Here is a 26,180-nt window from a genome sequence, read left to right on the forward strand (position 1 = left end):
GCCCCTACGCCTGCGGCGCCCGCGCGTCGTACCGGGCGAACCTCCGCCACTTGACCGCGAGCAGCCCCACGGCGACCACGCACGCGAGGCCACCGCCCACGACCGCCACCCCGGGCGACCCCAGATCGCCCACCGACCCCGCGACGAAGTCCCCGAGCCGGGGCCCGCCCGCCACCACCACGATGAAGACCCCCTGCAACCGCCCCCGCATCTCGTCCGGCACCGCCGCCTGCAGCATCGTGCTGCGGAACACCATCGAGATGGTGTCCGCACAGCCCGCCACGGCGAGGAAGAACAGCCCGAGCCACAGGTTGCGCGTGAGGCCGAAGACGGCGATCGCCGTGCCCCACCCGGCCACCGCCAGCAGGATCGCGAGCCCGTGCCGCCTGATCCGCCCCAGCCACCCGGAGAACACCCCGCCGAGCAGCGCTCCCACCGCGGGCGCCGCGACCAGCAGGCCCACCGTCTTCGCGTCGCCCCCGAACCACACCACCGCCACCGCGGGGAACAGCGCCCGCGGATGCGCGAGCACCATCGCGCACATGTCCGTGAAGAAGGTCATCCGCAGGTTCGGCCGGGTGGCCAGGAACCGCAGCCCGTCCAGGACCGAGGCCCGCTTCCCGCGCACCCCCGCCTCCGCTCCCTGGGGCCGCATCGCCGGCAGCCGCCACATCGCGTACAGCGCCGCGCTGAAGGCCACCGCGTCCACCGTGTACGCCGCCTGATAGCCCCACAGGCCGACGACGAGGCCGCCCAGCATGGGGCCGATCATCGTGCCCGACGTCGTCGTGATCGACGACAGCGCGTTGGCCGCGGGCAGCTGCTCCGGCGGGAGGAGCCGGGGGATCATCGACGAGCGCGCGGGGGAGTTCAGCGCCCCGCAGACCGCCTGGAGCGCGACCACGGAGTACAGGAACCACACGTGGTGGAAGCCCGCGAACGCGCCCGCCGCAAGGGCGAACGAGAGCGCGCACGAGCCGAGCGACGAGTAGAGGCCGAGCTTGCGCCGGTCCACCGTGTCCGCGATCGCGCCCCCGTACAGGCCGAACACCACGAGGGGGACCAGCGAGCAGAGCCCGACGAGGCCGACCGAGAAGCTGGAGTGCGTGATGTCGTAGACCTGGAGGGAGACCGCGAGGGCGGTCATCGCCTGGCCGGTCCAGGAGATCGTGTTGCCGACCCAGAGACGGCGGTAGTCGACGGACGTACGCAAAGGCGTCAGATCGGCGAGTATCCGCCTTTTCGCGACGGGTCCCTGGGGCTCCACTGGTAGCGGGGGCAGCGGGGGGTTGTTGTCGGCTTCGGGTATGTGGGGGCCGTCGGCTTCGTCTTCTTCCGGGGTCGTATGCGTCACACGGGATGCTAACTGCGGCGCCCGCGGCGCGATCAAGACCACCCGTGCGGCGGCACCCCGCCCGGCTCAGCCCAGCGCGCGCGCCGCCCGCGGCCACCGCACGATGCGAGACAGGACCGTCGTCCGACGGTCCGTACGGTCTGCGCTCTCGGGAGGATCTGCCATGACCGTCAGTCTGGAGCAGTTGCGCCGCTGCCACATCGCCGTCGACCTGGGGGCCGCGAGGACCCGGGTGTTCGTGAAGGGCGCGGGTCTCGTCGTCGACGAGCCGAGCGCCGCCGCCGTGAACACGCGCACGGGCGCGCTCATCGCGGTCGGTCAGTTCGCCGAGCAGATGACGGGACGTACGCCGGGATACATCCGGGTCGTACGGCCGGTCTCCGGCGGCACCGTCGTCGACATCGAGATGGCCCAGCGCATGCTGCGCCACCTCCTCGGCGAGAAGCTCCGCCGCACCCTGCGCCGCAAGCCGCGGCTTCGCGCCGCCGCCTGCACGCCGCACGACGCGGACCCGCTGGCGCAGCGCGCCGCCGTCGAGACGATGGTCGGGCTCGGCGCGCGCAGGGTCGAGCTGGTGGACACGCTCATCGCCGCCGCGGTGGGCTGCGGTCTTCCCGTGGAGCGTCCTGAAGCGACCATGATCCTGGTGTGCGGGGCCGCGACCACGCAGGTCGCGGTGTTGTCGCTCGGGTCGATCGTCACCGCCCAGCGCATCCCGGTCGGCGGCGAGGCCATCGACCACGCGATCGTCCAGCACCTGCGCCACCACCACGAGCTGATGCTGCCCAGTCAGTCGGTACGCCCCCTTCAGTTGGCCCTGCGCGGCAACGGCCTGACTCCGCACGGGCCGGAGTCGACCGAGATCCACGGCCGCGACGTCGCCACGGGGCTCGCCCGCTCGGTGCACGTCGACACCGCGGCCGTCCGCGACGCGATCCACACCCCGCTCACCGCCGTGCTCGACGGCATCGGCAAGGTGCTGCGGGACTGCCCGCCGGACCTGGTGGCCGACCTGGCCGATCGCGGGATCATGATGGTCGGCGGCAGCGCGCTGCTCCCGGGGCTCGACCAGATGCTGCGGGACGCGACGGGGATGCCGGTGGCGATCGCCGAACGGCCCGACGTGTGTGCCGTGCTCGGGCTCGGGGCGATGCTGGAGGGCAAGATCCAGCCGCTGGTCCTCGACCCGCTGTCCGGCTGATCCCGGCGCTCCCCCGCTGATCCCGGCACCACACCGCGGAAGAGTGCCCGTATGTCGATGACCGTGCAGCTGATCGGCTCCGCGCTGATCCTGCTCGCCTTCGTCCTGGCCCAGGCGGGCAGGCTCGGCACGGGCACCTGGACCTACCTGTGGCTGAACTTCGCCGGTTCGGGGCTCACCGCGGGTGATGCTCTCCACGAACGGCAGTGGGGTTTTCTGCTTCTGGAGGGTGCGTGGATGGTGGTCTCGTTGCTGAGCCTGGTCAAGAAGGCGCGGGGCGGCGGGGCCGCCGGGGGCGCGGCGGGCACCGCGCGGTGAACGGCGACGACCTGCCCCTCTCCCTCGTGCCCCTCCTGGACGCGGTGCTCGGCGTCGGCACGGACCTCGAACTGCACGCCACGCTCCAGCACATCGTGGAGAGCGCGACGGAGCTGACCGGCGCCCGGTACGGCGCGCTGGGCGTCATCGACCCCGGGCACGGCAGGCTGACCGACCTGTTCACGGCGGGCCTGACCCAGGCCGAGCGGGACCGCATCGGCGCCCTCCCGGACGGCCACTCGGGGCTCCTGGGCACCCTGATCCGCGAGCCGAAGCCGCTCCTCCTGGACGACCTGACGGCGGACCCGCGCTCGTGCGGCGTGCCGCCGGGCCACCCGGAGATGCACAGTTTCCTGGGCGTTCCGGTGCACGTGCACGACGAGGCGTTCGGCAATCTCTACCTCACCGAGAAGCGCGCGGGCCGCTTCACGGACGAGGACCTCCAGCTGCTGCGCGTCCTGGCGAGCCAGGCGGGCATCGCGATCGGCAACGCCCGCCTGTACGAGGCGGCCAGACAGCGGGAGCGGTGGATCGACGGCGCGGCCGCGGTCACCACGGCGCTGCTCACCGGCGAACCGGCGGCCGACGCGCTGATGACGGTCGCCGAGCAGGCCCGCATCCTCGCGAACGCCTCCGCGGGCGTGATCCTGCAGCCCACGGACCAAGGCGGCATGCGGATCGTGGCGGCGGCGACGGCGACGGAGGAGGACGCCGAGCCCCCGAGCGAGCTTTCTGCCCACCCCCACGAGCTCCAGAACGACCTCATCGGCACCACCATCGAGCCCGGCAGCGCGGTCCTGGAACAACTGCTCGGGGGCGAGCCGGTGTTCATCGAGGACTCCGCGACCGACCCCCGGATGACCACCCATGTGCGGACCAACTTCGGGCCGAGCCTGATGCTGCCGCTCCAGGCGGGCGGCCGGCTCATCGGGACGCTCGCGCTGCCCCGCCGCAGGGGCGAGCGCGTCTACACCTCCGTGGAGCGTCTCCTCGCCACCCAGTTCGCCTCGCAGGCCGCGCTGGCCCTCGTCCTGGCGGACGCCCAGCAGAGCAGGCAGCGCCTGGCGGTGTTCGAGGACCGCGACCGCATCGCCCGCGATCTGCACGACCTCGTGGTCCAGCGGCTCTTCGCCACCGGCATGATGCTGGAGTCGACCCGCCGCAGGGACCGCTCGCCCCAGGTCGAGTCCACCCTGGACCAGGCCGTGGACGAGCTGGAGTCGACCATCCAGGAAGTCCGTACGGCGATCTTCGCGCTCCAGCAGCCGCCCGCCGACGCCCCCACCACGTTCCGCGGCAAGGTGCTGCGCGAGACGGCGGGCGCGGCCGCCGTGGTCGGCGTACAGCCGTCCGTGCACTTCACGGGAGCCGTCGACACCCGCATCACGGACCCGGCCGCAGGCCACCTCCTGGCCGCCCTGCGCCGCGCCCTGGCCACCGCGTCGCGCCGCCCCGACGTCACCCGCATCGAGGTGGCGGTGGACGCCCGGGCGACGCTGCCGGACGGCCGCACGGGCGTACGCCTGACGGTTCACGACGACGGCACGACGGACGGCGTCGGATCGGGCACGACGACGACCTGGCAGGCCCCTCTCTAGGCCGGTCCAGGCAGTGGTCCGGTCCAGGCTCCGGGCCGGTCCAGGCTCCGGGCCGGTCTAGGCAGCCTCGTACTGGTGCGCCCGCCCGCCGCGCCACTTCACCCACGCCTGATCGTCCAGGAGTCCCTCGGCGTCCGGCAGCCCGGCCTGGCGCAGGAACTCGACCACGTCCGCGTCCGAATGCGCGAGACCGAGGATCTCCCCGCGGACCGTCACCCGGCGGCCACCCGTGCCGGACGGCGGATGCACGGCCACCGGCGCGGCAGCCGTGGACCCGGCCCGCGCGTTCAACGGCGCTTCCGTGACTGCATGTACCAAGCTGCGGCTAGGCCGACGACCACGAGGACGATCAATATCTTCATGAGGCCCTGGTGCCCCGGATCCCGGGACTGAAGCTCGCATGTCGCCACAAAGAGGAGGGCGGCGAGGTTTGCGCTGTTGACGCAGGTGGAATCGTTCCTGCGCCCCAGCGCTTCGGTGGGGCGGGTGGGACTCGAACCCACGGCCGACGGATTATGAGTCCGCTGCTCTAACCGGCTGAGCTACCGCCCCTAACGGCGCGTCGCGCACATTTGTGCGCGCCGTCTGCCGCAGCATAGCCGCTCATACGATCTCCTGCTTCGGATGGTCGGCATCGCTCGACCATGAGGACCTCCGTGCTGCCCACATGGTTCCACCGGGCACGAAAAAGGACCCTTGAGGGCAATCTCAAGGGTCCTTCTCACAGCTCTCCCGACTGGACTCGAACCAGTAACCTGCCGGTTAACAGCCGGCTGCTCTGCCAATTGAGCTACAGGAGACCGAGCTCCCCCGACTGGACTCGAACCAGTAACCTGCCGGTTAACAGCCGGCTGCTCTGCCAATTGAGCTACAGGGGATCGTCTCGTTTGCATCGAACGCACTTACCTGGGAACTCTCCAGGCGGCGGGCGGTCGCTGCGACACATACATTAGCGCAAGCAGGGGGGTGCTCCGCCAATCGGTATCCCCCCACCGCCGACGCAGAGCAGCAGACGGGCGACAGACGCTCGACGCCGACGCAAGGGAAGGGTGGCAGCCATGCGCTACCGGCTCACATTCGTGGCGGGACTGGCTCTCGGGTACGTACTCGGTACCCGGGCCGGACGCGAGCGCTACGAACAGCTCAGGAAGTCCGCTCGCGAGTTCGCGCAGAACCCGGCCGTGCGCAACACCGTGGAGTCCGCGACGCAGCAGGGGCGCGAGGTGGCGGGCAAGGCCTTCCACTCCGTGTCCGAGAAGGTGGGGGACAAGGTCCCCGACTCGGTGGCCGACCGCGTGCGGTCGCTGCGCGAGCGCGGGCAGGGCAGCGGCGAGGACGACTGGGGCACCAGCAACACGTAGCCGGGGACGCTCCTGGGAGCTGAGGTACGGCAGACGTCGCCCGGTGCGGCAGAATTCCAGGTATGGGGATAGTCGCAGGGTTGGACAGTTCGCCCGATTTCACGCGCATCGTGGTCTGTGACGCGGACTCGGGCGCCGTACTCAAGCAGGGCTATGCCCCGCATCCGACGGAGAACCCCGACGGCGGGCGCCCTTCGGACGTGGATCCGCAGGCCTGGCTGCTCTCGCTCGGTGAGGCGGCGGGCGGCGGGCTGCTCGAAGGCGTGCAGGCCATCGGCGTCTCCGCGCAGCAGAACGCGGTCGTCCCCCTGGACCAGCACGGCAACACCGTGCGGCCCGCGCTCGTCGGCAACGACCGGCGGGCGCAGGTCGCCGCCGCCGACCTGATCGACGGGCTCGGCAGCCGCGAGGCCTGGGCGCAGGCCGTGGGCTGCGTCCCGCAGGCGGCGCACCCGGTGACGAAGCTGCGCTGGCTCGCGCGGGCCGAGCCGGAGGCGGCGCAGCGCGTCGCCTCCCTCATGCAGGCGCACGACTGGCTGGTGTGGCAGCTCCTGGGGCGGCCCGCGCGGCGCACGACCGACCGCGGCGGCGCCTCCGGGACCGGCTACTGGTCGGCGGCGACCGGTTCATACCGCCCCGATCTCGTCGAGCTCGCGCTCGGCCACCAGGCGATGCTGCCCGAGGTGATCGGTCCCGCCGAGGCCGCGGGGACGACGCCCGAGGGGCTGCTGATCTCGGCGGGGACCGGCGAGACGATGGCGGCGGCGTTCGGGCTCGGGGTCCAGCAGGGCGACGCGGTCGTCTCGTTGGGGGCCTCGGGGTCCGTGATGGCCGTGCACCACGAGGCCCTGGTCGACCCGAGCGGGACGATCACCTCGCTCGCGGACGCCACCGGCATGCATCTGCCGGTGGTGCACACGCTGAACGCCGTGCGGGTGCTGCGGGGCGCGGCCGAGATGCTGGGGGTGCCCGATCTGGAGGGGCTCTCGGAGCTGGCCATGAAGTCGACGCCGGGTGCGCACGGGCTCGTACTGCTGCCGTATCTGGAGGGTGAGAAGACGCCGAACCTGCCGCACGCGGCGGGCACCCTGACCGGGCTCCGGCGCGAGTCGATGCGGCCCGAGCATCTGGCGCGGGCGGCCTTCGAGGGCATGCTGTGCGGGCTCGGGGACGCGCTCGACGTGCTGCGGGGGCGCGGCGTGGACGTGCGCCGGGTCTTCCTGCTCGGTGCGGCGGCGGAGCTGCCGGCCGTGCAGGCCTCGGCGCCGATGCTGTTCGGTACGCAGGTCGTGGTGCCGCAGCCCGCGGACTACGCGGCGATCGGTGCGGCGCGGCAGGCGGCCTGGGCGCTGAACGGCCAACTGCCCTACTGGCAGGGGGCGTCCGCGCAGGTCTTCGAGCCGGGCGAGGAGCAGGCCGTGGGCCAGGCGGTCCGCCAGCAGTACCGGACGGTGCGGGAGCAGGCCCATCCGGGCGCGTTCGAAGCGAGCGGCTTCTAGGGCACCCCGCCACAGGAGAGGCACAGCGGCACGGCCAGTTCTTGACCCAGCCCATTTTTTTACCGGGTCATGGCTTAATCGGTTGCGCACGCCGGGGTGCGATATCGGAGTATGGGGGCGACCTCGCCGAAAACCCCGCCCACGCCTCTCGAGAGACCTCGTGCTCATACGACTCCTGCGGGCCCACCTGGGCCCGTACAAGAAGCCCATCGCCCTGCTGGTGCTGCTGCAGTTCCTGCAGACGTGCGCCTCGCTCTACCTGCCCACGCTCAACGCCGACATCATCGACGAGGGCGTGGTGAAGGGCGACACGAGCTACATCCTGTCGTTCGGCGCCATCATGATCGCCGTCACCGTCGCCCAGGTGGTCTGCAATGTGGGCGCCGTCTACTACGGCGCCCGCACCGCGTCCGCGCTCGGCCGCGACGTGCGGGCCGCCGTCTTCGACCGCGTGCAGTCCTTCTCCGCCCGGGAGTTGGGGCAGTTCGGCGCGCCGTCGCTGATCACCCGGACCACGAACGACGTCCAGCAGGTGCAGATGCTGGTCCTGATGTCGTTCACGCTGATGGTCTCGGCGCCGATCATGTGCGTCGGCGGCATCGTCATGGCCCTCGGCCTGGACGTACCGCTCTCGGGCGTCCTGATCGCCGTCGTGCCGGTCCTCGCGATCTGCGTGAGCCTGATCGTGAAGCGGCTCCGGCCGCTCTTCCGCACCATGCAGGTGCGCCTGGACACCGTGAACCGCGTGCTGCGCGAGCAGATCACCGGCAACCGCGTCATCCGCGCCTTCGTCCGCGACGACTACGAGAAGGACCGCTTCCGCAAGGCCAACGCCGAGCTGACCGACGTGTCGCTCGGCACCGGCAAGCTGCTCGCCCTGATGTTCCCGATCGTGATGACCGTCGTGAACGTCTCGTCGATCGCCGTCGTGTGGTTCGGCGCGCACCGCATCGACAGCGGCGGCATGCAGATCGGGGCGCTCACCGCGTTCCTGGCGTATCTGACGCAGATCGTGATGTCCGTGATGATGGCCACCTTCATGTTCATGATGGTGCCGCGCGCCGAGGTCTGCGCCGAGCGCATCGAGGAGGTCCTGGACACCGAGAGCAGCGTGGTGCCCCCGGCCTCCCCCGTACGGGAGTTGACGCGCCACGGGCACCTGGAGATCCGCGGCGCGGGCTTCCGCTACCCCGGCGCCGAGGAGCCCGTCCTGAAGGCCGTCGACCTGGTCGCGCGGCCCGGCGAGACGACCGCCGTGATCGGCTCGACCGGCAGCGGCAAGTCGACGCTGCTCAGCCTGGTGCCGCGGCTCATCGACTCCACCGAGGGCGAGGTCCTGGTGGACGGCGTACCCGTGCACACGATCGAGCCGGCGCTGCTCGCGCGGACCGTGGGCCTGGTGCCGCAGAAGCCGTACCTCTTCGCCGGCACGGTCGCCACCAATCTCCGCTACGGGAACCCGGACGCGACGGACGAGGAGCTCTGGCACGCGCTCGACGTCGCCCAGGCCAGGGGCTTCGTCGAGGGCCTGGAGGAGGGCCTGGACGCGCCCGTCTCGCAGGGCGGCACGAACGTCTCCGGCGGTCAGCGGCAGCGGCTCGCGATCGCGCGGACGCTGGTGCGGCGCCCCGAGATCTATCTCTTCGACGACTCCTTCTCGGCCCTGGACTACGCGACCGACGCCGCCCTACGGGCCGCTCTCGGCCGCGAGACCGCCGAGGCGACCGTCGTGATCGTCGCCCAGCGCGTGGCGACGATCCGGGACGCCGACCGCATCATCGTCCTCGACGAGGGCCGGGTCGTGGGGACGGGACGCCATCACGAGCTGATGGAGGGCAATGAGACCTACCGGGAGATCGTGCTCTCCCAGCTGACGGAAGCGGAGGCCGCGTAATGGCCGGTCCGGGCGGACAACAGATGATGGGGCCGGACTCCCGGTCGATGGACTTCAAGGGGTCCGGCAAGCGCCTCCTGGCGCAGTTCGGGCCCGAGCGCGCCACGATGTACGGGATGCTCGCCGCCGGGGTGCTCAGCGTGGCGCTCACCGTGCTCGGCCCCAAGATCCTCGGCAAGGCGACCGACCTGCTCTTCGCGGGCATCGTCGGCCGTGACATGCCCGACGGCGCCACCAAGGACCAGGCCATCGAGAGCCTGCGCGACAAGGGCGACGGCGGCATGGCCGACATGCTCTCCGGGGTCGACTTCACGCCGGGCGAGGGCATCGACTTCGGCGCCGTGGGAGAGGTGCTGCTGCTCGCCCTCGGCGTGTTCCTTGTCGCGGGCCTGCTGATGGCGGTGGCGACACGTCTTTCCAACCGCGCCATCAACAAGACCGTCTTCAAGATGCGCGGCGACGTCCAGGCGAAGCTGTCGCGGCTTCCGTTGTCGTACTTCGACAAGCGGCAGCGCGGCGAGGTCCTCAGCCGGGCGACGAACGACCTGGACAACATCGGCCAGACCCTCCAGCAGACCATGGGCCAGCTGGTGAACTCACTGCTCACCATCGTCGGCGTACTGGTGATGATGTTCTACGTCTCGCCGCTGCTCGCCCTGGTGGCGCTGGTCACCGTGCCGCTGTCGTTCTTCGTGGCGACGAAGGTCGGCAAGCGGTCGCAGCCGCAGTTCGTGCAGCAGTGGAAGACCACCGGCAAGCTCAACGCGCACATCGAGGAGATGTACACCGGGCACAACCTGGTGAAGGTCTTCGGGCGCCAGGAGGAGTCGGCGAAGGCCTTCGCCGAGCAGAACGACGCGCTGTACGAGGCGGGGTTCAAGGCGCAGTTCAACAGCGGGGCCATGCAGCCGCTGATGTACTTCATGTCGAACATCAACTACGTGCTCGTGGCCGTGGTCGGTGGCCTGCGGGTCGCGTCCGGCGCCCTGTCGATCGGTGACGTGCAGGCCTTCATCCAGTACTCGCGGCAGTTCTCGATGCCGCTCACGCAGGTCGCCTCGATGGCGAACCTGGTGCAGTCCGGTGTCGCGTCCGCCGAGCGCGTCTTCGAGCTGCTCGACGCCGACGAGCAGGAGGCCGACCCGGTGCCGGGCCTCCGTCCCGACCAGCTGCGCGGCCGGGTCGAGATGGAGCAGGTGTCCTTCCGCTACGAGAAGGACAAGCCGCTCATCGAGGACCTGTCCCTGAAGGTCGAGCCCGGCCACACGGTGGCGATCGTCGGTCCGACCGGCGCGGGCAAGACCACGCTGGTCAATCTCCTGATGCGGTTCTACGAGGTCACCGGCGGGCGCATCACCCTCGACGGGGTCGACATCGCGAAGATGTCGCGCGACGAACTGCGCTCCGGCATCGGCATGGTGCTCCAGGACACCTGGCTGTTCGGCGGCACGATCGCGGAGAACATCGCGTACGGAGCGGCCAAGGACGTCACCCGCGAGGAGATCGAGGAGGCCGCGCGGGCGGCCCACGCGGACCGCTTCTGCCGCACGCTGCCCGAGGGCTACGACACGGTGATCGACGACGAGGGCACGGGGGTGAGCGCGGGCGAGAAGCAGCTGATCACGATCGCGCGGGCGTTCCTGTCCGACCCGGTGATCCTGGTCCTGGACGAGGCGACCAGCTCGGTCGACACGCGTACGGAGGTGCTCATCCAGAAGGCGATGGCGCGGCTCGCGCACGGGCGGACCTCGTTCGTCATCGCCCACCGGCTGTCCACGATCCGGGACGCCGACACCATCCTGGTGATGGAGGACGGGGCGATCGTCGAGCAGGGCACGCATGATGCGCTGCTGGCCGCCGACGGTGCGTATCAGCGGCTGTACAAGGCTCAGTTCGCCGAGGCCGTGGCCGAGGTCGACTAGGCCGGCCTAGTCGAGATAGCCGCGCAGCTGGTCCGCGAAGGCGTGGTCCCGCAGCTTGTTGAGGGTCTTGGACTCGATCTGGCGGATGCGTTCGCGTGTCACGCCGAAGATCCGGCCTATCTCCTCCAGGGTGCGGGGCCTGCCGTCCGCGAGGCCGTAGCGCAGCTGGACCACCTTGCGTTCGCGCTCGCCGAGCGTGGAGAGCACCGCCTCCAGGTGCTCGCGCAGGAGCAGGAAGGCCGCCGATTCGACGGGGCTCGTCGCGTCGCCGTCCTCGATGAGGTCGCCGAGCGCGACGTCGTCCTCCTCCCCCACGGGCGCGTGCAGCGACACCGGTTCCTGCGCCAGGCGCAGGACTTCGCTGACCCGCTCGTGCGGCAGGTCCAGGTGGGCCGCGACCTCTTCGGGTGTCGGTTCGTAGCCCCGCTCCTGGAGCATGCGGCGCTGGACGCGGACCACGCGGTTGATGAGCTCCACGACGTGCACGGGGACGCGGATGGTGCGGGCCTGGTCGGCGAGGGCCCGCGACATCGCCTGGCGGATCCACCAGGTCGCGTACGTGGAGAACTTGTAGCCGCGTGCGTAGTCGAACTTCTCGACCGCCCTGATCAGGCCCAGGTTTCCCTCCTGGACGAGGTCGAGCATGGTCAGTCCGCGCCCCACGTACCGCTTGGCGACGGAGACGACCAGGCGCAGGTTCGCCTCGATCAGGCGGCGCTTGGCCATCCGGCCCATGACGACCAACTTGTCGAGGTCCAGGGCGAGTTGCGAGTCCAGGTCGACGGCGAGGCGCAGCTTCTCCTCGGCGAACAGACCGGCCTCGACGCCGCGTGCCAGTTCCACTTCCTCCGCCGCCGTGAGCAGGGGAATCCGGCCTATCTCGCGCAGATACTGCCGGAACAGGTCGGACGACGGGCCGCCGGTGTCCGCGCGCCCGCGAGGTGCGGGCGGCAGGGGCAGCTCACCGCTGTCCGGTTCGAGCGCCTCCGGGGCGTCCGGAGCTTCGGTGGCCGCTTCCGCTTCGGGACTTTCGGGACCCGCCTCCGGGTGCCGCGCGGCTCGGCTCTGCGGTGGTACGGCCGCTATGACGTCCGTATCCACCGCCGCCTCCGCTTCCGCGGCACCGGCGGTCTCGGTCTGAGTGAGGGTCTGGGTCTGCACGGGGGCGACCTCCATGATGATCGCTGCTGAGGCGTGCGGCAGCGGTACAGCGGGATCGGCTTCGACGGCCTCGCCGCTGTCCGTCCCGAACACGATGTGTGGAATCGCGGGTGTACCGGATCCGCATCCGCTGTCTGCGGGCCGGCCGCGCTCCGAGGACTCAGGCACCGCAACCCAGTGTGGGGTACGACACACGGCCGCCACGAGGGGCGTGCGGTGACTTTTTGAGTCCGGTGCGTGACCGAGTGGTTACCCGCCGGGTAACCAGCCTCGCCGGGTGTGAACCTCAGAGCGCGTCGGCGCCGCGCTCCCTCAGGGCCCGCGCGTACTGCTGGAGGACCCACAACTCGTTCTGCACGGCGGTCAGTTGGGCGGCGTCGCCCTGGCCGCTCAGGCGGGTCAGACTGCCCTGGACGTCGCGGATGCGGCGGTCGACGGCGCGCAGCCGGACCTGCACGAGCTGGATGCCCGCGTAGATCTCGTCCACCTGCTTGCGCAGGATCGCCTCGACGGCCAGCTCGGTGACCATGGCGCGCACGGTGTTGTCCGGCGCCGCGTCCAGGACGCGGGCGAGGTAGGCCTGCGGTTCGGGGATGCCCGCCTCGGCGCCGCCCGCCTCCTCGACGCACTGGCGCACCGCCGCGTACGGCGGCGCGGTGAACTCGTCCACGCCGTACGCGTCGAAGGCCGGGGAGACCAGTTCCGGGCGCTGGAGGGCCAGCTTGAGCAGCTCGCGCTCGGTGCGGTGGGCGGGGCTGCGCAGGGTGAGCGCGGGGCCGGAGGGCGCGGTCGGCGCCGCGGCCGCGTACTGCTGGTTCTGCTGCGTGCGCTGCTGCTGCGGGGCCGGGCCCCTGCCGCCGCGGTCGCGGGCCCAACGCGCCAGCTGGGCGACGCGCTTGACCACGAACTGGGTGTCCATGATGCCGAGCATCCCGGCGAGCTGGACGGCCGACTCGTGCTGGATGGAGATGTTCTTGATGCCCGCGACGATCGGCGCCGCCTCGTCCAGGGCGGCCGCGCGCCCGGCCGGGGTGTTCAGGTTGTGCCGCGCGACCATCTGGCGGATCGCGAACTCGAAGAGCGGGGTGCGGGACTCGACCAGCGACTTCACGGCCACGTCACCCTGCGCCAGGCGCAGTTCGCAGGGGTCCATGCCGCCCGGCGTGATCGCGATGGACGTCTCGGCGGCGAACTTCTGGTCGTCCTCGAAGGCGCGCAGGGCGGCCTTCTGGCCGGCCGCGTCACCGTCGAAGGTGAAGATCACCTCGGCCGTGGCGTTGTCCATCAGGAGGCGGCGCAGGATCTTGATGTGGTCGCCGCCGAAGGCCGTGCCACAGGTCGCGATGGCGGTCGTGATGCCGGCGAGATGGCAGGCCATCACGTCCGTGTAGCCCTCGACCACGACCGCGCTGCTGGTCTTGGCGATCTCCTTCTTGGCGAGGTCGATGCCGTACAGGACCTGGGACTTCTTGTAGATCGCCGTCTCGGGCGTGTTCAGGTACTTCGGGCCGTTGTCGTCCTCGCGCAGCTTGCGCGCGCCGAAGCCGACGACCTCGCCGCTGATGTCGCGGATCGGCCACATCAGACGGCCGCGGAAGCGGTCGATGGGCCCGCGGCGGCCCTCCTGGGAGATGCCGGAGAGGGTGAGCTCCTTGTCGGTGAAGCCCTTGCCGCGCAGATAGCGGGTGAGGTGGTCCCAGCCCGCGGGGCTGTAGCCGACGCCGAAGTGCGCGGCGGCGGCCTGGTCGAAGCCGCGCTCGGCCAGGAACTTGCGGCCGATCTCCGCCTCGGGGCTCTCCAGCTGGTCGATGTAGAACTGCGAGGCGATCTTGTGGGCCTCGACGAGGCGGATGCGCTCCCCGCGCTGGTTCGAGGGGTTGTACCCGCCCTCTTCGTAGCGCAGCGTGATGCCTGCCTGGGCCGCCAGGCGCTCGACCGTCTCCGAGAAGGTGAGGTGGTCGATCTTCATCACGAAGGCGATCGTGTCGCCGCCTTCCTGGCAGCCGAAGCAGTGGAAGAGACCCTTGCTGGGGCTGACCTGGAAGGACGGTGACTTCTCGTCGTGGAAGGGGCACAGGCCCTTGAGGTTGCCGCCGCCCGCGTTCCGAAGCTGGAGGTAGTCGGAGACCACGGCGTCGATCGGGACCGCGTCCCGAACCGCCTTCACGTCCTCGTCATTGATCCTGCCTGCCACGTTGGAATACTACGGCCCTGCTCCGACACTCCCGCCCTGCCCCTTCACCCGAGCAGCGACTCCAGCGGGACGGAAGGGTCCGAGAGGGACTCGGCGGGCGGTCGCGCGCCCGTGCGGATCAGCTTCTGGATGGTGTCCGTGACGTCCCACACATTCACGTTCATCCCGGCGAGCACCCGTCCCTCGCTGAGCCAGAAGGCGATGAACTCCCGCTTCCCCGCGTCGCCTCGGACCACGACCTGGTCGTACGACCCCGGGGGCGCCCATCCCGAGTACTCCAGGCCCACGTCGTACTGATCGGAGAATAAGTAGGGCACCCGGTCGTACGTCACGTCCTTGCCGAGCATGGCGCGGGCCGCGGCCGGGCCGCCGTTCAGGGCGTTGGCCCAGTGCTCCACGCGCAGTCTGGTGTCGAAGAGCGGGTGGTGCACGGCGGCCACGTCGCCCGCCGCGAAGATGTCCGGGTCCGAGGTGCGCAGGGAGGCGTCGACCACGACGCCGCCGCCGTGCGCGCGCTCGGCGATGTCGAGACCGGCGGCCTCGGCGAGCGCGATGCGCGGCGCCGCGCCGATCGCGGCGAGGACGTCGTGCGCCGGGTGCTCCTCGCCGTCGTCCGTGCGGGCGGCCAGGACCAGACCGTCCTGGCCCGTGATCTCGGTGAGGGTGGCGCCGAAGTGGAAGCGCACGCCGTGCTCGGCGTGCAGGTCGGTGAACATCTGGCCGAGCTCGGGGCCCAGGACCGCGTGCAGCGGGGTGGGCTCGGGCTCGACGACGGTGACCTCCGCGCCGTACGTCCGCGCGGCGGCGGCGACCTCCAGGCCGATCCAGCCGGCTCCGGCGATCACCAGGTGGCCGTTGTCCCGGCCGAGACTGGCGAGAACCTGCCGCAGCCGGTCGGCGTGCGCGAGACGGCGCAGGTGGTGCACGCCCACCAGGCCGGTGCCGGGGACGTCCAGACGGCGCGGCTCGGCGCCGGTGGCCAGAAGCAGCTTGTCGTAGTGGATGACGGCGCCGTCACCGAGGTGGACGGCCTTGGCCGCGCGGTCGACGGAGACGACGGTCTGGCCGAGGTGCAGCTCCACGTCCGCCTGCGCGTACCAGGCGGGTTCGTGGACGAAGACGCTCTCGCGCTCCTCCTTGCCCAGGAGATATCCCTTCGACAGGGGTGGGCGCTCGTACGGGTGATCGCGTTCGTCACCGATGAGGATCACCCGGCCGGTGAAGCCCTCGGACCGGAGTGTCTCGGCCGCTTTCGCGCCCGCGAGACCTCCTCCGACAATGACGAACGTCTGATCCGCGTCGACCACTTGATGCCTCCTCAAAGCCTTGCCGTCAGGGGGGAGCGTCCCGCACGGAGCGTGATGGGGGAAGGGGTTGCGACCCGATCCGGCCAGTTTTCGTCACGCCCCGTGGTCGATCGGCTCATTCCGCATATGTCAGCGGTGTCTTGCCGTGAGCCGCGCGTGCAGGGAGCGCGCGGCGGCGTCCGTGAGCGACGCGATCTGGTCGACGACCACGCGCAGCGCCGCGCGGTCGTCGGGCGCCGTGTCGTAGAGCGCGCGGAACTGCGGGTCGAGGCCTTCGGGGGCGCGGGCCGTGAGCGCCTCGGCCAGCTCGGCGACAACGATCCGCTGGTCGGCGCGGAGCCGCTCCTGGGCGGGGCGCTGCATCACGTAGCGGTCGGCGACGGCCTTGAGGACCGCGCACTCGTGGCGGGCCTCGCGCGGGACGACGAGCTCGGCGGCGTACCGCGTGAGGGGGCCCTTGCCGTACCGAAGGCGTGTGGCGGTCTCGGCGGCGAGACAGAAGTGGCCGATGAGCTGGCTGGTGGCGTCCTTCAGGCGGCCCTGGGCGATGGCCGAGCCGTCGTACCCGTGCGGCCACCACTCCTGTTCCAGGAGGCGGTCGAGGGCCGCGGAGAGCTCTTCGGGGTCGGTGTCCGCCGGTACGTAGCGGCCGATGGCCACGGCGAAGATGTCCCGGCGCTCGGGCTCGGCGTGCAGCAGGTTCGGGTCGAGGTGCCCGGCGTGCAGGCCGTCCTCGATGTCGTGCACCGAGTACGCCACGTCGTCCGACCAGTCCATGACCTGGGCCTCGAAGCAGATGCGGCGGCTCGGGGCCTCCTTGCGGATCCAGTCGAAGACCGGCCGGTCGTCCTCGTAGACCCCGAACTTGGGGGATGCGGGGTCGGTGGGGTGACCGCCGCGCGGCCAGGGGTACTTGGTGGCGGCGTCCAGGGCGGCGCGGGTCAGGTTGAGGCCCACGCTGACGAGTTCGTCCGTCTCCTCGCTGCGCACGAAGCGCTTCGGCTCGATGCGGGTGAGCAGGCGCAGGGACTGGGCGTTGCCCTCGAAACCGCCGCAGCTCTCGGCGACCTCGTTCAGCGCCTGCTCGCCGTTGTGCCCGAAGGGCGGGTGGCCCATGTCGTGCGAGAGGCAGGCCGTCTCCACCAGGTCGGGGTCGCAGCCGAGGGCGGCGCCGAGCTCGCGGCCGACCTGGGCGCACTCCAGGGAGTGCGTCAGACGGGTGCGCGCGCTGGCGTCCCACGCCTCGTTGCTGCGCGTGCCGGGGGTGACCACCTGCGTCTTTCCGGCGAGGCGGCGCAGCGCGGAGGAGTGCAGGACGCGCGCGCGGTCCCGCTGGAAGGCGGTGCGCCCCGGCCGCTTGTCCGGCTCGGTGGCCCATCGCTCGACGGCGGCCTTGTCATAGGCCGCCTCGTCGTCGTACTCGCCGTCGTACGCGTTCGGTGCAGTGCCTTCCATGCACCGACAGTAAACGCAAGCAGTGACAAAGAGGGCTTCAGGGCCCCTCGGTGGCCGACGGGCGCAGGTCGGGCACCGGTCACGCGGAGGTCAGCTGACGGGGCGGAACCAGCGTTGCGGCCGTGGTCGCCGTGGCGTCGGTGCGCGCCTGGTCGTAGCGGTGCAGGAGGAGGCGGGCCATCGCCCGGTGGGCGCCGAGCGGGGCCGAGGCGATCCAGGGTGCGGCATCCGCGCACTGCGTGGCGAAGCGGCCCGGGGCCGTGAAGTACGAGGCCACGGCGGTGCGGTGGCGGCCGCGGGCGGCGAGGGCGCGGACCGCGGCGGGCACGCTGAGCACGGAGGCCGCGGTCGTCGACGCGTACGCGGGCACCACCGGTACGCCGAGCCGCTGGGCCAGCAGGTCCGCCGTGCGGCGGGTGTCCGTGGCGGAGTGGGGGTCGCGGGAGCCCGCGGCGGCCAGGACCACTCCGGCGGTGCGCCGCCCGGCCCGGCCCAGGCGGTCCGGCCAGCCCGCGTCGACGAGCCGTTCGTGCAGCGCGTCGACGAGCAGGGGGTGCGGGCCGAGCGGGGCGGCGACGCGCGTGTCGAGGTGCGGCGCGGCGGCCGCGGCCTCGGGGATGTCGTGCTTGACGTGGTAGCCGCGGCCGAGCAGCAGCGGCACCAGGACGGCGGAGCCGGTGGCCGCCGCGAGGGTGTCGGTGAGCAGCGGCTCGTTCAGCTCGATGTGGCCGAGGCGCACGGTGAGCCCGGGCCGCAGCTCACGGACCCGTTCGAGGAGCTCCGTGACGGTGGCCAGGGCGCGCGGGTCACGGCTGCCGTGGCCGACCACGACGAGGTCGGGCGCCGGCGCCGGTGCGGTGCGGCGCCTGCCGTCGAGCGACACGAGGGTGAGCTGGTTGCCGAGCTGGCTGCTGATCCGGTTCATGATGTGCGCCGTACTTTCGAGAGGGGTGCTGCCGGACTCGTCGCGAAGAGGGTTCGACGGCGTCATGGACCGAGGATGGACGCGCCGTATTGCGGTCGCGTTGCGCGCCGGTGACGGGTGCTTTCGGCCTGGCTCACCGACGGCGCCGGGGCGTTGTCAGTGCGGTCGCTTACCGTTGTCGCAGTGATCGGATCGGGGGGATCCGGCAGCGGGGCACGGGGGAACGCGATGGAGCGGCCGGGGTGGATGCGGCGGTCGGGGTCGACGGGGCCGTCCGGCGTGCGGGTCTGGACCCGCGCTTGCCTGGCCCGGCTCGGCCGCCTGAGATTGCCGCGCACGCGGCGGGGGCAGCGGCGGGCCGTGCAGGTCTTCATGGCCGTCTGCGTGGTGGCGCTGCTGCCCGCGACCTGGCTCTTCGTGACGGCGGAGGGACGCCTGCACACGACGGCCGATGTGCCGCGCACACGGGTCGCGGTCGTCTTCGGCGCCGGGCTGTGGGAGGGCGAGCCGTCGCCGTATCTCGCGCACCGCCTGGACGCGGCGGCCGAGCTGTACGAGGCGGGGCGGATAGAGGTCGTGCTCGTCACCGGCGACAACAGCCGCGAGGACTACGACGAGCCGGACGCCATGCGCGCCTATCTGACCGAGCGCGGCGTGCCGGGACGGCGGATCGTCAGCGACTACGCGGGCTTCGACACCTGGGACTCCTGCGTGCGCGCCAAGAAGGTGTTCGGCGTCGACCGGGCGGTGCTGATCAGCCAGGGCTTCCACATACGCAGGGCCGTCGCGCTCTGCCGCGCGGCGGGCGTCACGTCGTACGGCGTCGGGGTCGACGCCAAGCACGACGCGACCTGGTACTACGGCGGCGCGAGGGAGGTCGTCGCGGCGGGCAAGGCGGCGGTGGACGCGGCGTTTCAACCGGATCCGCGGTTCCTGGGGCCCCGGGAGCCCGGCGTGGACCGGGCGCTGGCGGCACCTCGCTAGGATCTGGCCCCTGGGCCTCGAGGGGGGTTGCGTCTGCCCGCTTCCGCTCGTCCGCCGAGTGCCGGTCGTGGTCCGTCCTCGCGCAGTTCCCCGCGCCCCTAAAGGGGCACGGCCCTCGCTGAGGGATCTGGCCCCTGGGCCCTGAGCCGGGGTGCGTCCGCCTTCTACCGCTCGTCCGCCGGGTGCCGGTCGTGGTCCGTCCTCGCGCAGTTCCCCGCGCCCCTAAAGGGGCACGACCCTCGCTGAGGGATCTGGCCCCTGGGCCCTGAGCCGGGGCGCGTCCGCCTTCTACCGCTCGTCCGCCGAGTGCCGGTCGTGGTCCGTCCTCGCGCAGTTCCCCGCGCCCCTAGGCACGGCCCCGCTCACAGTGGGGTGCGGGCCGCGCTGAGGTCGGCTTACCGCGGGTGTAACGCGATCGCGTCGGGGGGCGTAACACGTCCGGCGGACGCTGGACCGCATGCACACCGAGGCGACACCGACCCACTGTCCGTACTGCGCGCTGCAATGCGGGATGGGCCTGGCGACCGGCCCCGGCGGGGTGGAGGTCGTGGAGCGCCCCGCGTTCCCCGTGAACGGGGGCGCGCTGTGCGGCAAGGGCCGCACGGCGCCCGCTGTGCTCTCCTCCCGGGTGCGCCTGACCGAGCCACTCATCCGATCCCACGCCACGGGCCGGCTCGAACCGGCCACCTGGGAGGAGGCCGTCGGCCGCGTCGCCGAGGGGCTCTCCCGCACGCGTACGGACCATGGCGCGGACGCCTGCGGGGTGTTCGGCGGCGGGGGGCTGACCAACGAGAAGGCGTACGCCCTGGGGAAGTTCGCGCGGGTGGCGCTCGGCACGTCGCAGATCGACTACAACGGCCGGTTCTGCATGTCGTCGGCGGCAGCGGCCGGGCAGCGGGCCTTCGGGCTCGACCGAGGCCTGCCGTTCCCGCTGGAGGACATCCCGCGCACCGGCTGCGTGATCCTCGTCGGTTCGAACCTCGCCGAGACGATGCCGCCCGCGCTGCGGTACCTGACGGAGCTGAAGGCGAACGGCGGGAAGCTGATCGTCGTCGACCCACGCAGGACCCGCACCGCCGAGCAGGCCGACCTGCATCTGGCGCCGCGCCCCGGCACCGACCTCGCCCTCGCGCTCGGCCTGCTGCACCTGGTGGTGGCCGAGGGCCGGACGGACGAGGCGTTCATCGAGGAGCGCACCAGCGGCTGGGAGGCGGCGCGGGCGGCGGCGATGGCGCACTGGCCGGAGTACGTGGAGCGGATCAGCGGCGTTCCCGTGCCCCACCTCCGGGACGCCATGCGGATGTTCTGCGACGCCGGGGCCGCGATGGTGCTCACCGCGCGCGGGCCCGAGCAGCAGTCCAAGGGGACGGACACGGTGGGCGCCTGGATCAACCTCTGCCTCGCGACGGGCAACGCGGGCCGTCCGCTCGCCGGGTACGGCTGCCTGACCGGGCAGGGCAACGGGCAGGGCGGACGGGAACACGGCCAGAAGGCCGACCAGTTGCCCGGCTACCGCAAGCTGACCGACCCGGCGGCGCGGGCGCACGTGGCGGGGGTGTGGGGCGTCGACCCGGACTCGCTCCCGGGCCCAGGCCGTTCCGCGTACGAGCTCCTGGACGCGCTCGGCGGGGACATCAAGGCGCTGCTCCTGATGGGCTCCAACCCGGTGGTGTCGGCGCCGCGCGCCGCGCACGTGGAGGAGCGGCTGCGCTCGCTCGACTTCCTTGCGGTGGCCGACGTCGTGCTCTCCGAGACGGCCCAACTGGCCGATGTGGTCCTGCCGGTGACGCAGTGGGCCGAGGAGACGGGGACGGTGACGAACCTGGAGGGGCGGGTGCTGCTGCGCCGGCAGGCGGTGAGCGCTCCGGACGGCGTACGGAGCGACCTGGACGTGCTGCACGGTCTGGCCGCCCTGCTCGGCCACGAGAAGGGCTTCCCGACGGACCCGGAGGAGGTCTTCGAGGAGCTGCGCCGGGCGAGCGCGGGCGGGGTCGCGGACTACTCGGGGATCTCGTACGCGCGGCTGAAGGAGGGGAACGGGGAGGGAGTCTTCTGGCCCTGCCCCGCGGACCAGGGCCAGGGCGAGGGCGGGCACGAGGACAGGGAGGAGGACAGGGAGATGGGCCGGGGCGGGGACGGAGTACGTGCCGCGCACCCCGGTACGCCACGCCTCTTCCTCGACCGGTTCGCCACCGAGGACGGCCTCGCGCGGTTCGTGCCGGTGACGCACCGGGCCGCGGCCGAGGAGCCGGACGCGGAGTATCCCGTGCTCCTGACCACCGGGCGGGTCCTCGCGCAGTACCAGTCGGGGGCCCAGACGCGCCGCGTCGACGAGCTCAACTCCGCCGCCCCCGGCCCCTTCGTGGAGCTGCATCCACGGCTCGCCGCGCGCCTCGAGGTCGGGGACGGCGAGCCGGTGACCGTCGTCTCGCGGCGCGGCCGGGCCGTCGCCCCGGCACGGATCACGAGCGCGATCCGCTCCGACACCGCCTTCATGCCGTTCCACTGGCCGGGCGAGGGCCGCGCCAACTCCCTGACGAATCCGGCGCTCGACCCGGTGTCGCGGATGCCGGAGTTCAAGGTGTGCGCGGTGCGTCTGGAGCGGACATAGCGGCGGGCCGGGGTGGCGTCTCCCCCGGCCCGCGGTCATGCACGTACGAAAACAGCCCGTACGGAATCAATCCATCCGGAATCAGCCCGTACGAGGTCAGCCCGTACGAACGTCAGCAGGTGCGTCCCACGTAGTGCGCGCCCTGGATCTTGTTCGCCGAGCCCAGCCAGTGGTTGCCCGGGCCCACACAGCGCTCGTAGTCGGGGGCGAGGGCCACGCGCACCTGGATGACGACGTTCGAGCCGTCACTTGTGCAGTGGTTGTAGAACGCGTCGCTGCCGGTCTCGTAGAACCCGCAGGGGTTCATGACGGCGGTCGGGGCGTGAGCGGACGCGGCGGCCGCCACGGGGAGGCCGAGGGTGAGGGCTACGGCGCCGACGAGGGCCGGCAGCGAACGGCGAAGGCTCATGGGGCAACTCCTGCTGAGGACGTGGTGCTCACGCACCGACTCGCGCACCGACTGGTGCACACGGAGAGTGCCACAGCGAACACCCTGCGCGATCATGCGGTTCGCGTGACGTCGCTCGCACGGGTGATGGAGTACACCGGATCGAGTGCGCAGCCGTTTGAGCTGCGAAATCCGCGCCACGGCCGGACCGTCGGCGCCGGCGCGAAACCCGCGCGGCACACCTCACCGCCGCGTCCGGAACGACGCCCAGTCCCCTCCCGCGATCACCGCCCCCGAGGCGCGCAGCCGCGCCGCCACCCGCGGCGCCGCCACGTACACCCACGCGCGCGCCGTCGTCCCGTCCAGGAGGGTCACCTCGCGCACCACGCGCTCGTACAGGCTGCGGGGGTCGCCCGGCGCGCACTCCTCCAGCACGTCGAGGTCGGCGAGGAGCCGCTCGTACGCGGATGGCAGCGCGTCGATCAACTCGCCGCGCACCGGGGCGCCTTCGGGCTCCTCCACCAGGTACGGATAGCCGGGCCCTTCGTAGAGGACCGCGCCCGCGAGCCGGGCGGGCACCTCCGCCGCGACACGGCCGCGCAGGTAGACGTCGTGGTTCGGCTCCCCCGGCCGCAGCGTTCCGTACACGAAGAACGGCAGCCGGTCCGCCTCCGGCCTCACCCGGCCGTCTCCCGCTCCACCCACTCCAGGTACGCCGCGCTCCCCCGCACGACCGGCGTCGCGATGATCTCCGGGGTGTCGTAGTCGTGGGCCTCGGTCAGCCAGGCCTCCAGCGGCTCGTACCGCGCGGCGGCCGTCTTGAACAGCACCTGCCACTCCCGTGCGGTCTCGATCTCGCCCTCCCACCGGTAGACGGAGACGACGGGTCCGATTATCTGCGCGCACGCGGCGACCCGTGCCGTCACCGCGCCGCTCGCGAGGTCTTCCGCCTTCTGGGCGGTGTCGGTCGTGGTCAACACGGTGAGCACCGCTGCCTGTCCGGGGCCGGGTCCGGGTCCGCATCCGCGCGCGTACGTCGTCATCATGCGCCCGATTCTCACCGGACCGGCCGGCGGCGGGACGGGAGGGGGCCACCGGCCAGGCCGAAGGTCCCGATCTCCGCGTTTCCACCCCGCCTACCCCCGTCTGTTACACAACGTCCCGTTTTCCGTGATGGACGCTTCCTACCGTCGGTAGAGCCATGAACCTCACCTGCCCCCGTCGCCGCCGCCCGCGCCGCGCCGCCCTCCTCGCCGTCGCGGCGGCCGTCGTGCTGGCCGGATGCGGCAGCGTGGACGGGCTCGACGCCGGTGAGCCCGCGCCGTCCGTTTCCGTGCAGCCGCGCCCCGAACCGCTCTGGCCCGCCTGGTCCAGTACGTCGTCGGAGGCGCCCGGCGCCGACGCCGCCACCCACCAGCCGCCGCCGGAACCCCTGGCGGGGCTGCCGAAGCTCGGCAAGGACGGGCTCGGCGCGGAGGACTTCCGCAAGGTGCTGCGGGCCGACCCGCGGATGAAGCCGCTCGCCGACCGCGGCGAGATCGACCGCCCCGGCCGGGTCGGCCTTCGGCCACCGCTCCTGACGGACCTGACCGGCGACGGGCGGCCCGAACTGCTGGTGGCCGCCGACACGGAGAGCGGGCGCAGCGTCCTCGTCGCCTACACGGAGCGCGAGGGCCGCGTCTATCCGATCCTGCTCACCGCGGGCAAGCGCGTCAGCGTCGAGACGCTCGGCCGGGACCTGCTGGTGCGCAGCCCGTGCACGGACGGCGGCGAGCAGGCCGTGCGGTTCCACTGGGACGGCGTACGGATGTCCACGGTGAGCGACGTCAAGAACTACAAGAAGACGCCGGGCTCCTCCGAAGGCCCTCCGTCACCGAAGCCCACTCAGGAGCCTTCGGGCGGCACGGAGCCTTCCGGCGGCACCGAGCCTTCCGGCAGTACCGAGCCTTCCGGCGGCACGGGCGGGCAGAGGTGAGGGGCATCGCCCGGCGCGCCCGCGCCGCGCTCAACGCCCTCGGACTGCGCTGGAAGATCGCCGCACTGCTTGCCCTGGGCTGCGCGGTCGTCGCCGTCGCCATCGGGGTCCTCATCCATCAGGCGCGCCTCGAGCAGGTCTCCGTGAACGCCAGGTCGGGGGCGACCGCGCAGCTGGTGCGGGTGCGCCAGCTGTACGAGCTGACGGGGCAGGTCGACACCGACGGCGACGCCGGTACGGACGCCGCCATCGACGCGCCCGACCTGCCCGCGTCGCTGCGGGCCGCCGCGCTGGACGGGCGGCGCACCACGTACCTCGACATGGATGCCGCCGATCCCGTCGTGTGGGCGGCGCGCCCGGTCGGCGACCATGTGCTGTCCGTCCGCGAACCGCTGGCCGAACAGGCCGCCGAGATCGCGGAGTTCGACCAGCAGCTGATCGCGTCGGGCGCCGTCGTCGTCATCCTCGCGGCCCTCGGCGGCGCCGCCCTGGCCAGCCGTCTCAGCCGCGAGCTGCGGACCGCGGCGGCCACCGCGCGCCGCATCAGCCAGGGCGATCTGGACGCCCGTATCGACCATCCGCGGCCACCGGGCAGCCGGCCCGGCAAGGACGAGGTGGCCGAACTGGCCACCGCGGTCGACACGATGGCGGCCTCCCTTCAGCAGCGCATCGAGGCCGAGCAGCGCTTCACGGCGGACGTCGCCCACGAGCTGCGCACCCCGCTGACCGGTCTGCACACCGCGGCCGAGCTCCTGCCGCAGAGCCGCCCCACGGAGCTGGTGCGCGACCGGGTGCTCGCCCTGCGCACCCTCACCGAGGACCTGCTCGAAGTGGCGCGGCTCGACGCGGAGGTGGAGCGGCCGGACCTGGACGCGCATCCGCTGGGCCCCCTGACCGAGGGGATCGTGCAGCGGTCGGGGTGCCCGGTGCGGTTCGCGGCGTCGTGCGGCGCGGACGGCACGCTCGTACGCACCGACGCGCGCCGCCTGGAGCGGATCATCGCCAACCTGGTCGCCAACGCGCGCAGGCACGGCGCCGACCCGGTCGACGTGCGGGTGGCCGGACCCGTGGTCACGGTCAGCGATCAAGGGCCCGGCTTCCCCGAGCACCTCCTGAAGGACGGTCCGCGGCGCTTCCAGACCGGCGCCCGTGAGCGCGGTCAGGGCACGGGCCTGGGCCTGACGATCGCCTTCGGCCAGGCGCAGGTCATCGGGGCGCGGGTGGAGCTGAGCAACGCGGAGGGCGGCGGCGCGGTGGCGACGGTGCGTCTGCCGGAGGCCTAGCCCGCGCGGCCGGAGGCCTGCCTCCGCGCGACCGGTGGCCCAGCCACGCGCGCACTACGGGAATCAACTGCCGTACGGGCGCACTTCCTTGGCGCCACGCAGCGCCCACGCCCACCAGTGGAGCTGGTCGAGCATCGACTTGGCGGCGGCGTTCGCGGCCGTCGGGTCCTTGTGGGTGCCGTCGTCGGCGAAGAGCGCGCCCGCGTTGTGGAAGGAGACGGTTTCGCGAATCGTCATGGTGTGCAGCTCGGCGAAGACCGGGCGCAGGTGCTCGACCGCGCGCAGACCGCCGGAGAGCCCTCCGTAGGAGACGAAGGCGAGGGGCTTGGCCTGCCATTCGGCGTTGTGCCAGTCGATGAGGTTCTTGAGGGACGCGGGGTAGGAGTGGTTGTACTCGGGGGTGAGGACGACGAAGGCGTCGGCGGCGGCCAGCTTCGGGGTGACCTTGCCGAGTTCGGCGAGCACTTCGGCGGACGGGTTGAAGGAGAGCGCGGTCGGCAGATGGGATTCGGCCAGGTCGACGACGTCCACCTCGAAGTCCGCGCGCTCGCGGATCCGGGACAGCAGCCACTCGGCGACGATCGGCCCGAAGCGGCCCTCCCGGTTGCTCCCGATGATGACGGCGACGCGAAGGGGCGCGGCGGACGTGCCGGACGCGGCGGCGAACGTGGGGGTGGACGCGGCGGTGGACGTGGAATCTGCGGCAACGGTGTTCTTGGTCATGGGTAGGAGCCTCGTTGCTCAACCTAG

Annotated in this window: 22 protein-coding genes and 3 tRNA genes; 11 read left to right on the plus strand and 14 right to left on the minus strand. The window is 72.1% G+C overall.

Going from position 1 to position 26,180, the window contains the following annotated elements; translation table 11 throughout:
• Positions 1 to 4: 4 nt before the first annotated feature.
• Positions 5 to 1,267, minus strand: coding sequence for an MFS transporter (locus ACZ6ZP_RS03735; RefSeq protein ID WP_351160710.1), 1,263 nt, complete (start codon positions 1,265 to 1,267; stop codon positions 5 to 7).
• Between the two features lie 250 nt (positions 1,268 to 1,517).
• Here ACZ6ZP_RS03735 and ACZ6ZP_RS03740 point away from each other — a divergent pair, with 250 nt between their 5' ends.
• Genes ACZ6ZP_RS03740 through ACZ6ZP_RS03750 form a run of 3 tightly spaced genes read left to right on the plus strand, consistent with a single transcriptional unit; the run spans position 1,518 to position 4,471 of the window.
• Positions 1,518 to 2,555: a rod shape-determining protein gene (locus ACZ6ZP_RS03740; protein WP_249590079.1), complete on the plus strand. Its 1,038-nt coding sequence runs from the start codon at positions 1,518 to 1,520 to the stop codon at positions 2,553 to 2,555.
• A gap of 51 nt (positions 2,556 to 2,606) precedes the next feature.
• Complete coding sequence (locus ACZ6ZP_RS03745) at positions 2,607 to 2,873, plus strand: CBU_0592 family membrane protein (RefSeq protein ID WP_351160159.1); 267 nt, start codon at positions 2,607 to 2,609, stop codon at positions 2,871 to 2,873.
• Positions 2,870 to 4,471 (plus strand): GAF domain-containing protein, encoded by a 1,602-nt coding sequence (locus ACZ6ZP_RS03750; RefSeq protein WP_469405425.1) that lies wholly within the window; start codon positions 2,870 to 2,872, stop codon positions 4,469 to 4,471. The genes ACZ6ZP_RS03745 and ACZ6ZP_RS03750 overlap by 4 nt, the downstream gene beginning before the upstream one ends.
• 57 nt (positions 4,472 to 4,528) lie before the next feature.
• On the opposite strand, the gene ACZ6ZP_RS03755 is transcribed toward ACZ6ZP_RS03750, so the two are convergent.
• From ACZ6ZP_RS03755 to ACZ6ZP_RS03770, 4 genes are all read right to left on the minus strand, one after another.
• Positions 4,529 to 4,762 carry a hypothetical protein gene (locus tag ACZ6ZP_RS03755; protein ID WP_351160165.1) on the minus strand — a complete coding sequence of 78 codons (234 nt, stop codon included), beginning with the start codon at positions 4,760 to 4,762 and terminating at the stop codon, positions 4,529 to 4,531.
• A 187-nt stretch (positions 4,763 to 4,949) separates the two neighbouring features.
• A tRNA-Ile gene (locus ACZ6ZP_RS03760) sits at positions 4,950 to 5,023 on the minus strand.
• A 175-nt stretch (positions 5,024 to 5,198) separates the two neighbouring features.
• A tRNA-Asn gene (locus tag ACZ6ZP_RS03765) sits at positions 5,199 to 5,271 on the minus strand.
• 5 nt (positions 5,272 to 5,276) lie between these two features.
• A tRNA-Asn gene (locus tag ACZ6ZP_RS03770) sits at positions 5,277 to 5,349 on the minus strand.
• A 180-nt stretch (positions 5,350 to 5,529) separates the two neighbouring features.
• Here ACZ6ZP_RS03770 and ACZ6ZP_RS03775 point away from each other — a divergent pair.
• From ACZ6ZP_RS03775 to ACZ6ZP_RS03790, 4 genes are all read left to right on the plus strand, one after another.
• On the plus strand, positions 5,530 to 5,832 hold the full coding sequence (locus ACZ6ZP_RS03775) for a YtxH domain-containing protein (RefSeq protein WP_351160168.1): 303 nt from the start codon (positions 5,530 to 5,532) through the stop codon (positions 5,830 to 5,832).
• Positions 5,833 to 5,894: 62 nt separating this feature from the next.
• Positions 5,895 to 7,331 carry a xylulokinase gene (locus ACZ6ZP_RS03780; protein ID WP_361462546.1) on the plus strand — a complete coding sequence of 479 codons (1,437 nt, stop codon included), beginning with the start codon at positions 5,895 to 5,897 and terminating at the stop codon, positions 7,329 to 7,331.
• A gap of 160 nt (positions 7,332 to 7,491) precedes the next feature.
• Complete coding sequence (locus tag ACZ6ZP_RS03785) at positions 7,492 to 9,225, plus strand: ABC transporter ATP-binding protein (RefSeq protein ID WP_351160174.1); 1,734 nt, start codon at positions 7,492 to 7,494, stop codon at positions 9,223 to 9,225.
• Entirely contained in the window at positions 9,225 to 11,147 is a 1,923-nt protein-coding gene (locus ACZ6ZP_RS03790; RefSeq protein WP_468613700.1) for an ABC transporter ATP-binding protein, read from the plus strand. The genes ACZ6ZP_RS03785 and ACZ6ZP_RS03790 overlap by 1 nt, the downstream gene beginning before the upstream one ends.
• 6 nt (positions 11,148 to 11,153) lie before the next feature.
• Here ACZ6ZP_RS03790 and ACZ6ZP_RS03795 read toward each other — a convergent pair whose 3' ends face one another.
• From ACZ6ZP_RS03795 to ACZ6ZP_RS03815, 5 genes are all read right to left on the minus strand, one after another.
• A complete protein-coding gene (locus ACZ6ZP_RS03795; RefSeq protein WP_351160178.1) occupies positions 11,154 to 12,476 on the minus strand; it encodes an RNA polymerase sigma factor in 1,323 nt (440 codons plus the stop codon).
• 118 nt (positions 12,477 to 12,594) lie between these two features.
• Positions 12,595 to 14,502 (minus strand): DNA primase, encoded by a 1,908-nt coding sequence (gene dnaG, locus ACZ6ZP_RS03800; protein ID WP_469405426.1) that lies wholly within the window; start codon positions 14,500 to 14,502, stop codon positions 12,595 to 12,597.
• Between the two features lie 44 nt (positions 14,503 to 14,546).
• On the minus strand, positions 14,547 to 15,809 hold the full coding sequence (locus ACZ6ZP_RS03805; protein ID WP_469405427.1) for an NAD(P)/FAD-dependent oxidoreductase: 1,263 nt from the start codon (positions 15,807 to 15,809) through the stop codon (positions 14,547 to 14,549).
• Positions 15,810 to 15,938: 129 nt separating this feature from the next.
• Positions 15,939 to 17,264 (minus strand): deoxyguanosinetriphosphate triphosphohydrolase, encoded by a 1,326-nt coding sequence (locus tag ACZ6ZP_RS03810; RefSeq protein ID WP_351160186.1) that lies wholly within the window; start codon positions 17,262 to 17,264, stop codon positions 15,939 to 15,941.
• 79 nt (positions 17,265 to 17,343) lie between these two features.
• Complete coding sequence (locus tag ACZ6ZP_RS03815; RefSeq protein WP_469405430.1) at positions 17,344 to 18,255, minus strand: sirohydrochlorin chelatase; 912 nt, start codon at positions 18,253 to 18,255, stop codon at positions 17,344 to 17,346.
• A 180-nt stretch (positions 18,256 to 18,435) separates the two neighbouring features.
• Here ACZ6ZP_RS03815 and ACZ6ZP_RS03820 point away from each other — a divergent pair, with 180 nt between their 5' ends.
• Positions 18,436 to 19,173, plus strand: a complete 738-nt coding sequence (locus ACZ6ZP_RS03820; protein WP_351160712.1) for a SanA/YdcF family protein — start codon at positions 18,436 to 18,438, stop codon at positions 19,171 to 19,173.
• 457 nt (positions 19,174 to 19,630) lie between these two features.
• Entirely contained in the window at positions 19,631 to 21,784 is a 2,154-nt protein-coding gene (locus ACZ6ZP_RS03825) for a molybdopterin oxidoreductase family protein (RefSeq protein ID WP_469405431.1), read from the plus strand.
• Between the two features lie 112 nt (positions 21,785 to 21,896).
• On the opposite strand, the gene ACZ6ZP_RS03830 is transcribed toward ACZ6ZP_RS03825, so the two are convergent.
• From ACZ6ZP_RS03830 to cutA, 3 genes are all read right to left on the minus strand, one after another.
• Positions 21,897 to 22,193, minus strand: a complete 297-nt coding sequence (locus tag ACZ6ZP_RS03830) for a DUF6355 family natural product biosynthesis protein (protein ID WP_351160194.1) — start codon at positions 22,191 to 22,193, stop codon at positions 21,897 to 21,899.
• 222 nt (positions 22,194 to 22,415) lie between these two features.
• Positions 22,416 to 22,853, minus strand: a complete 438-nt coding sequence (locus ACZ6ZP_RS03835) for a gamma-glutamylcyclotransferase family protein (RefSeq protein ID WP_383818756.1) — start codon at positions 22,851 to 22,853, stop codon at positions 22,416 to 22,418.
• Positions 22,850 to 23,218, minus strand: coding sequence for a divalent-cation tolerance protein CutA (gene cutA, locus ACZ6ZP_RS03840; protein WP_469405432.1), 369 nt, complete (start codon positions 23,216 to 23,218; stop codon positions 22,850 to 22,852). The genes ACZ6ZP_RS03835 and cutA overlap by 4 nt, the downstream gene beginning before the upstream one ends.
• A 155-nt stretch (positions 23,219 to 23,373) precedes the next feature.
• Here cutA and ACZ6ZP_RS03845 point away from each other — a divergent pair, with 155 nt between their 5' ends.
• Complete coding sequence (locus ACZ6ZP_RS03845) at positions 23,374 to 24,147, plus strand: hypothetical protein (RefSeq protein WP_383818759.1); 774 nt, start codon at positions 23,374 to 23,376, stop codon at positions 24,145 to 24,147.
• Positions 24,144 to 25,430 (plus strand): sensor histidine kinase, encoded by a 1,287-nt coding sequence (locus ACZ6ZP_RS03850; protein ID WP_351160206.1) that lies wholly within the window; start codon positions 24,144 to 24,146, stop codon positions 25,428 to 25,430. The genes ACZ6ZP_RS03845 and ACZ6ZP_RS03850 overlap by 4 nt, the downstream gene beginning before the upstream one ends.
• Before the next feature lie 63 nt (positions 25,431 to 25,493).
• Here the strand turns inward: ACZ6ZP_RS03850 and ACZ6ZP_RS03855 are convergent, their stop codons facing one another.
• A complete protein-coding gene (locus tag ACZ6ZP_RS03855) occupies positions 25,494 to 26,153 on the minus strand; it encodes an NADPH-dependent FMN reductase (protein ID WP_351160208.1) in 660 nt (219 codons plus the stop codon).
• Positions 26,154 to 26,180 lie beyond the last annotated feature (27 nt).

It is taken from the genome of Streptomyces sp. NPDC054047 (genome assembly GCF_055585065.1).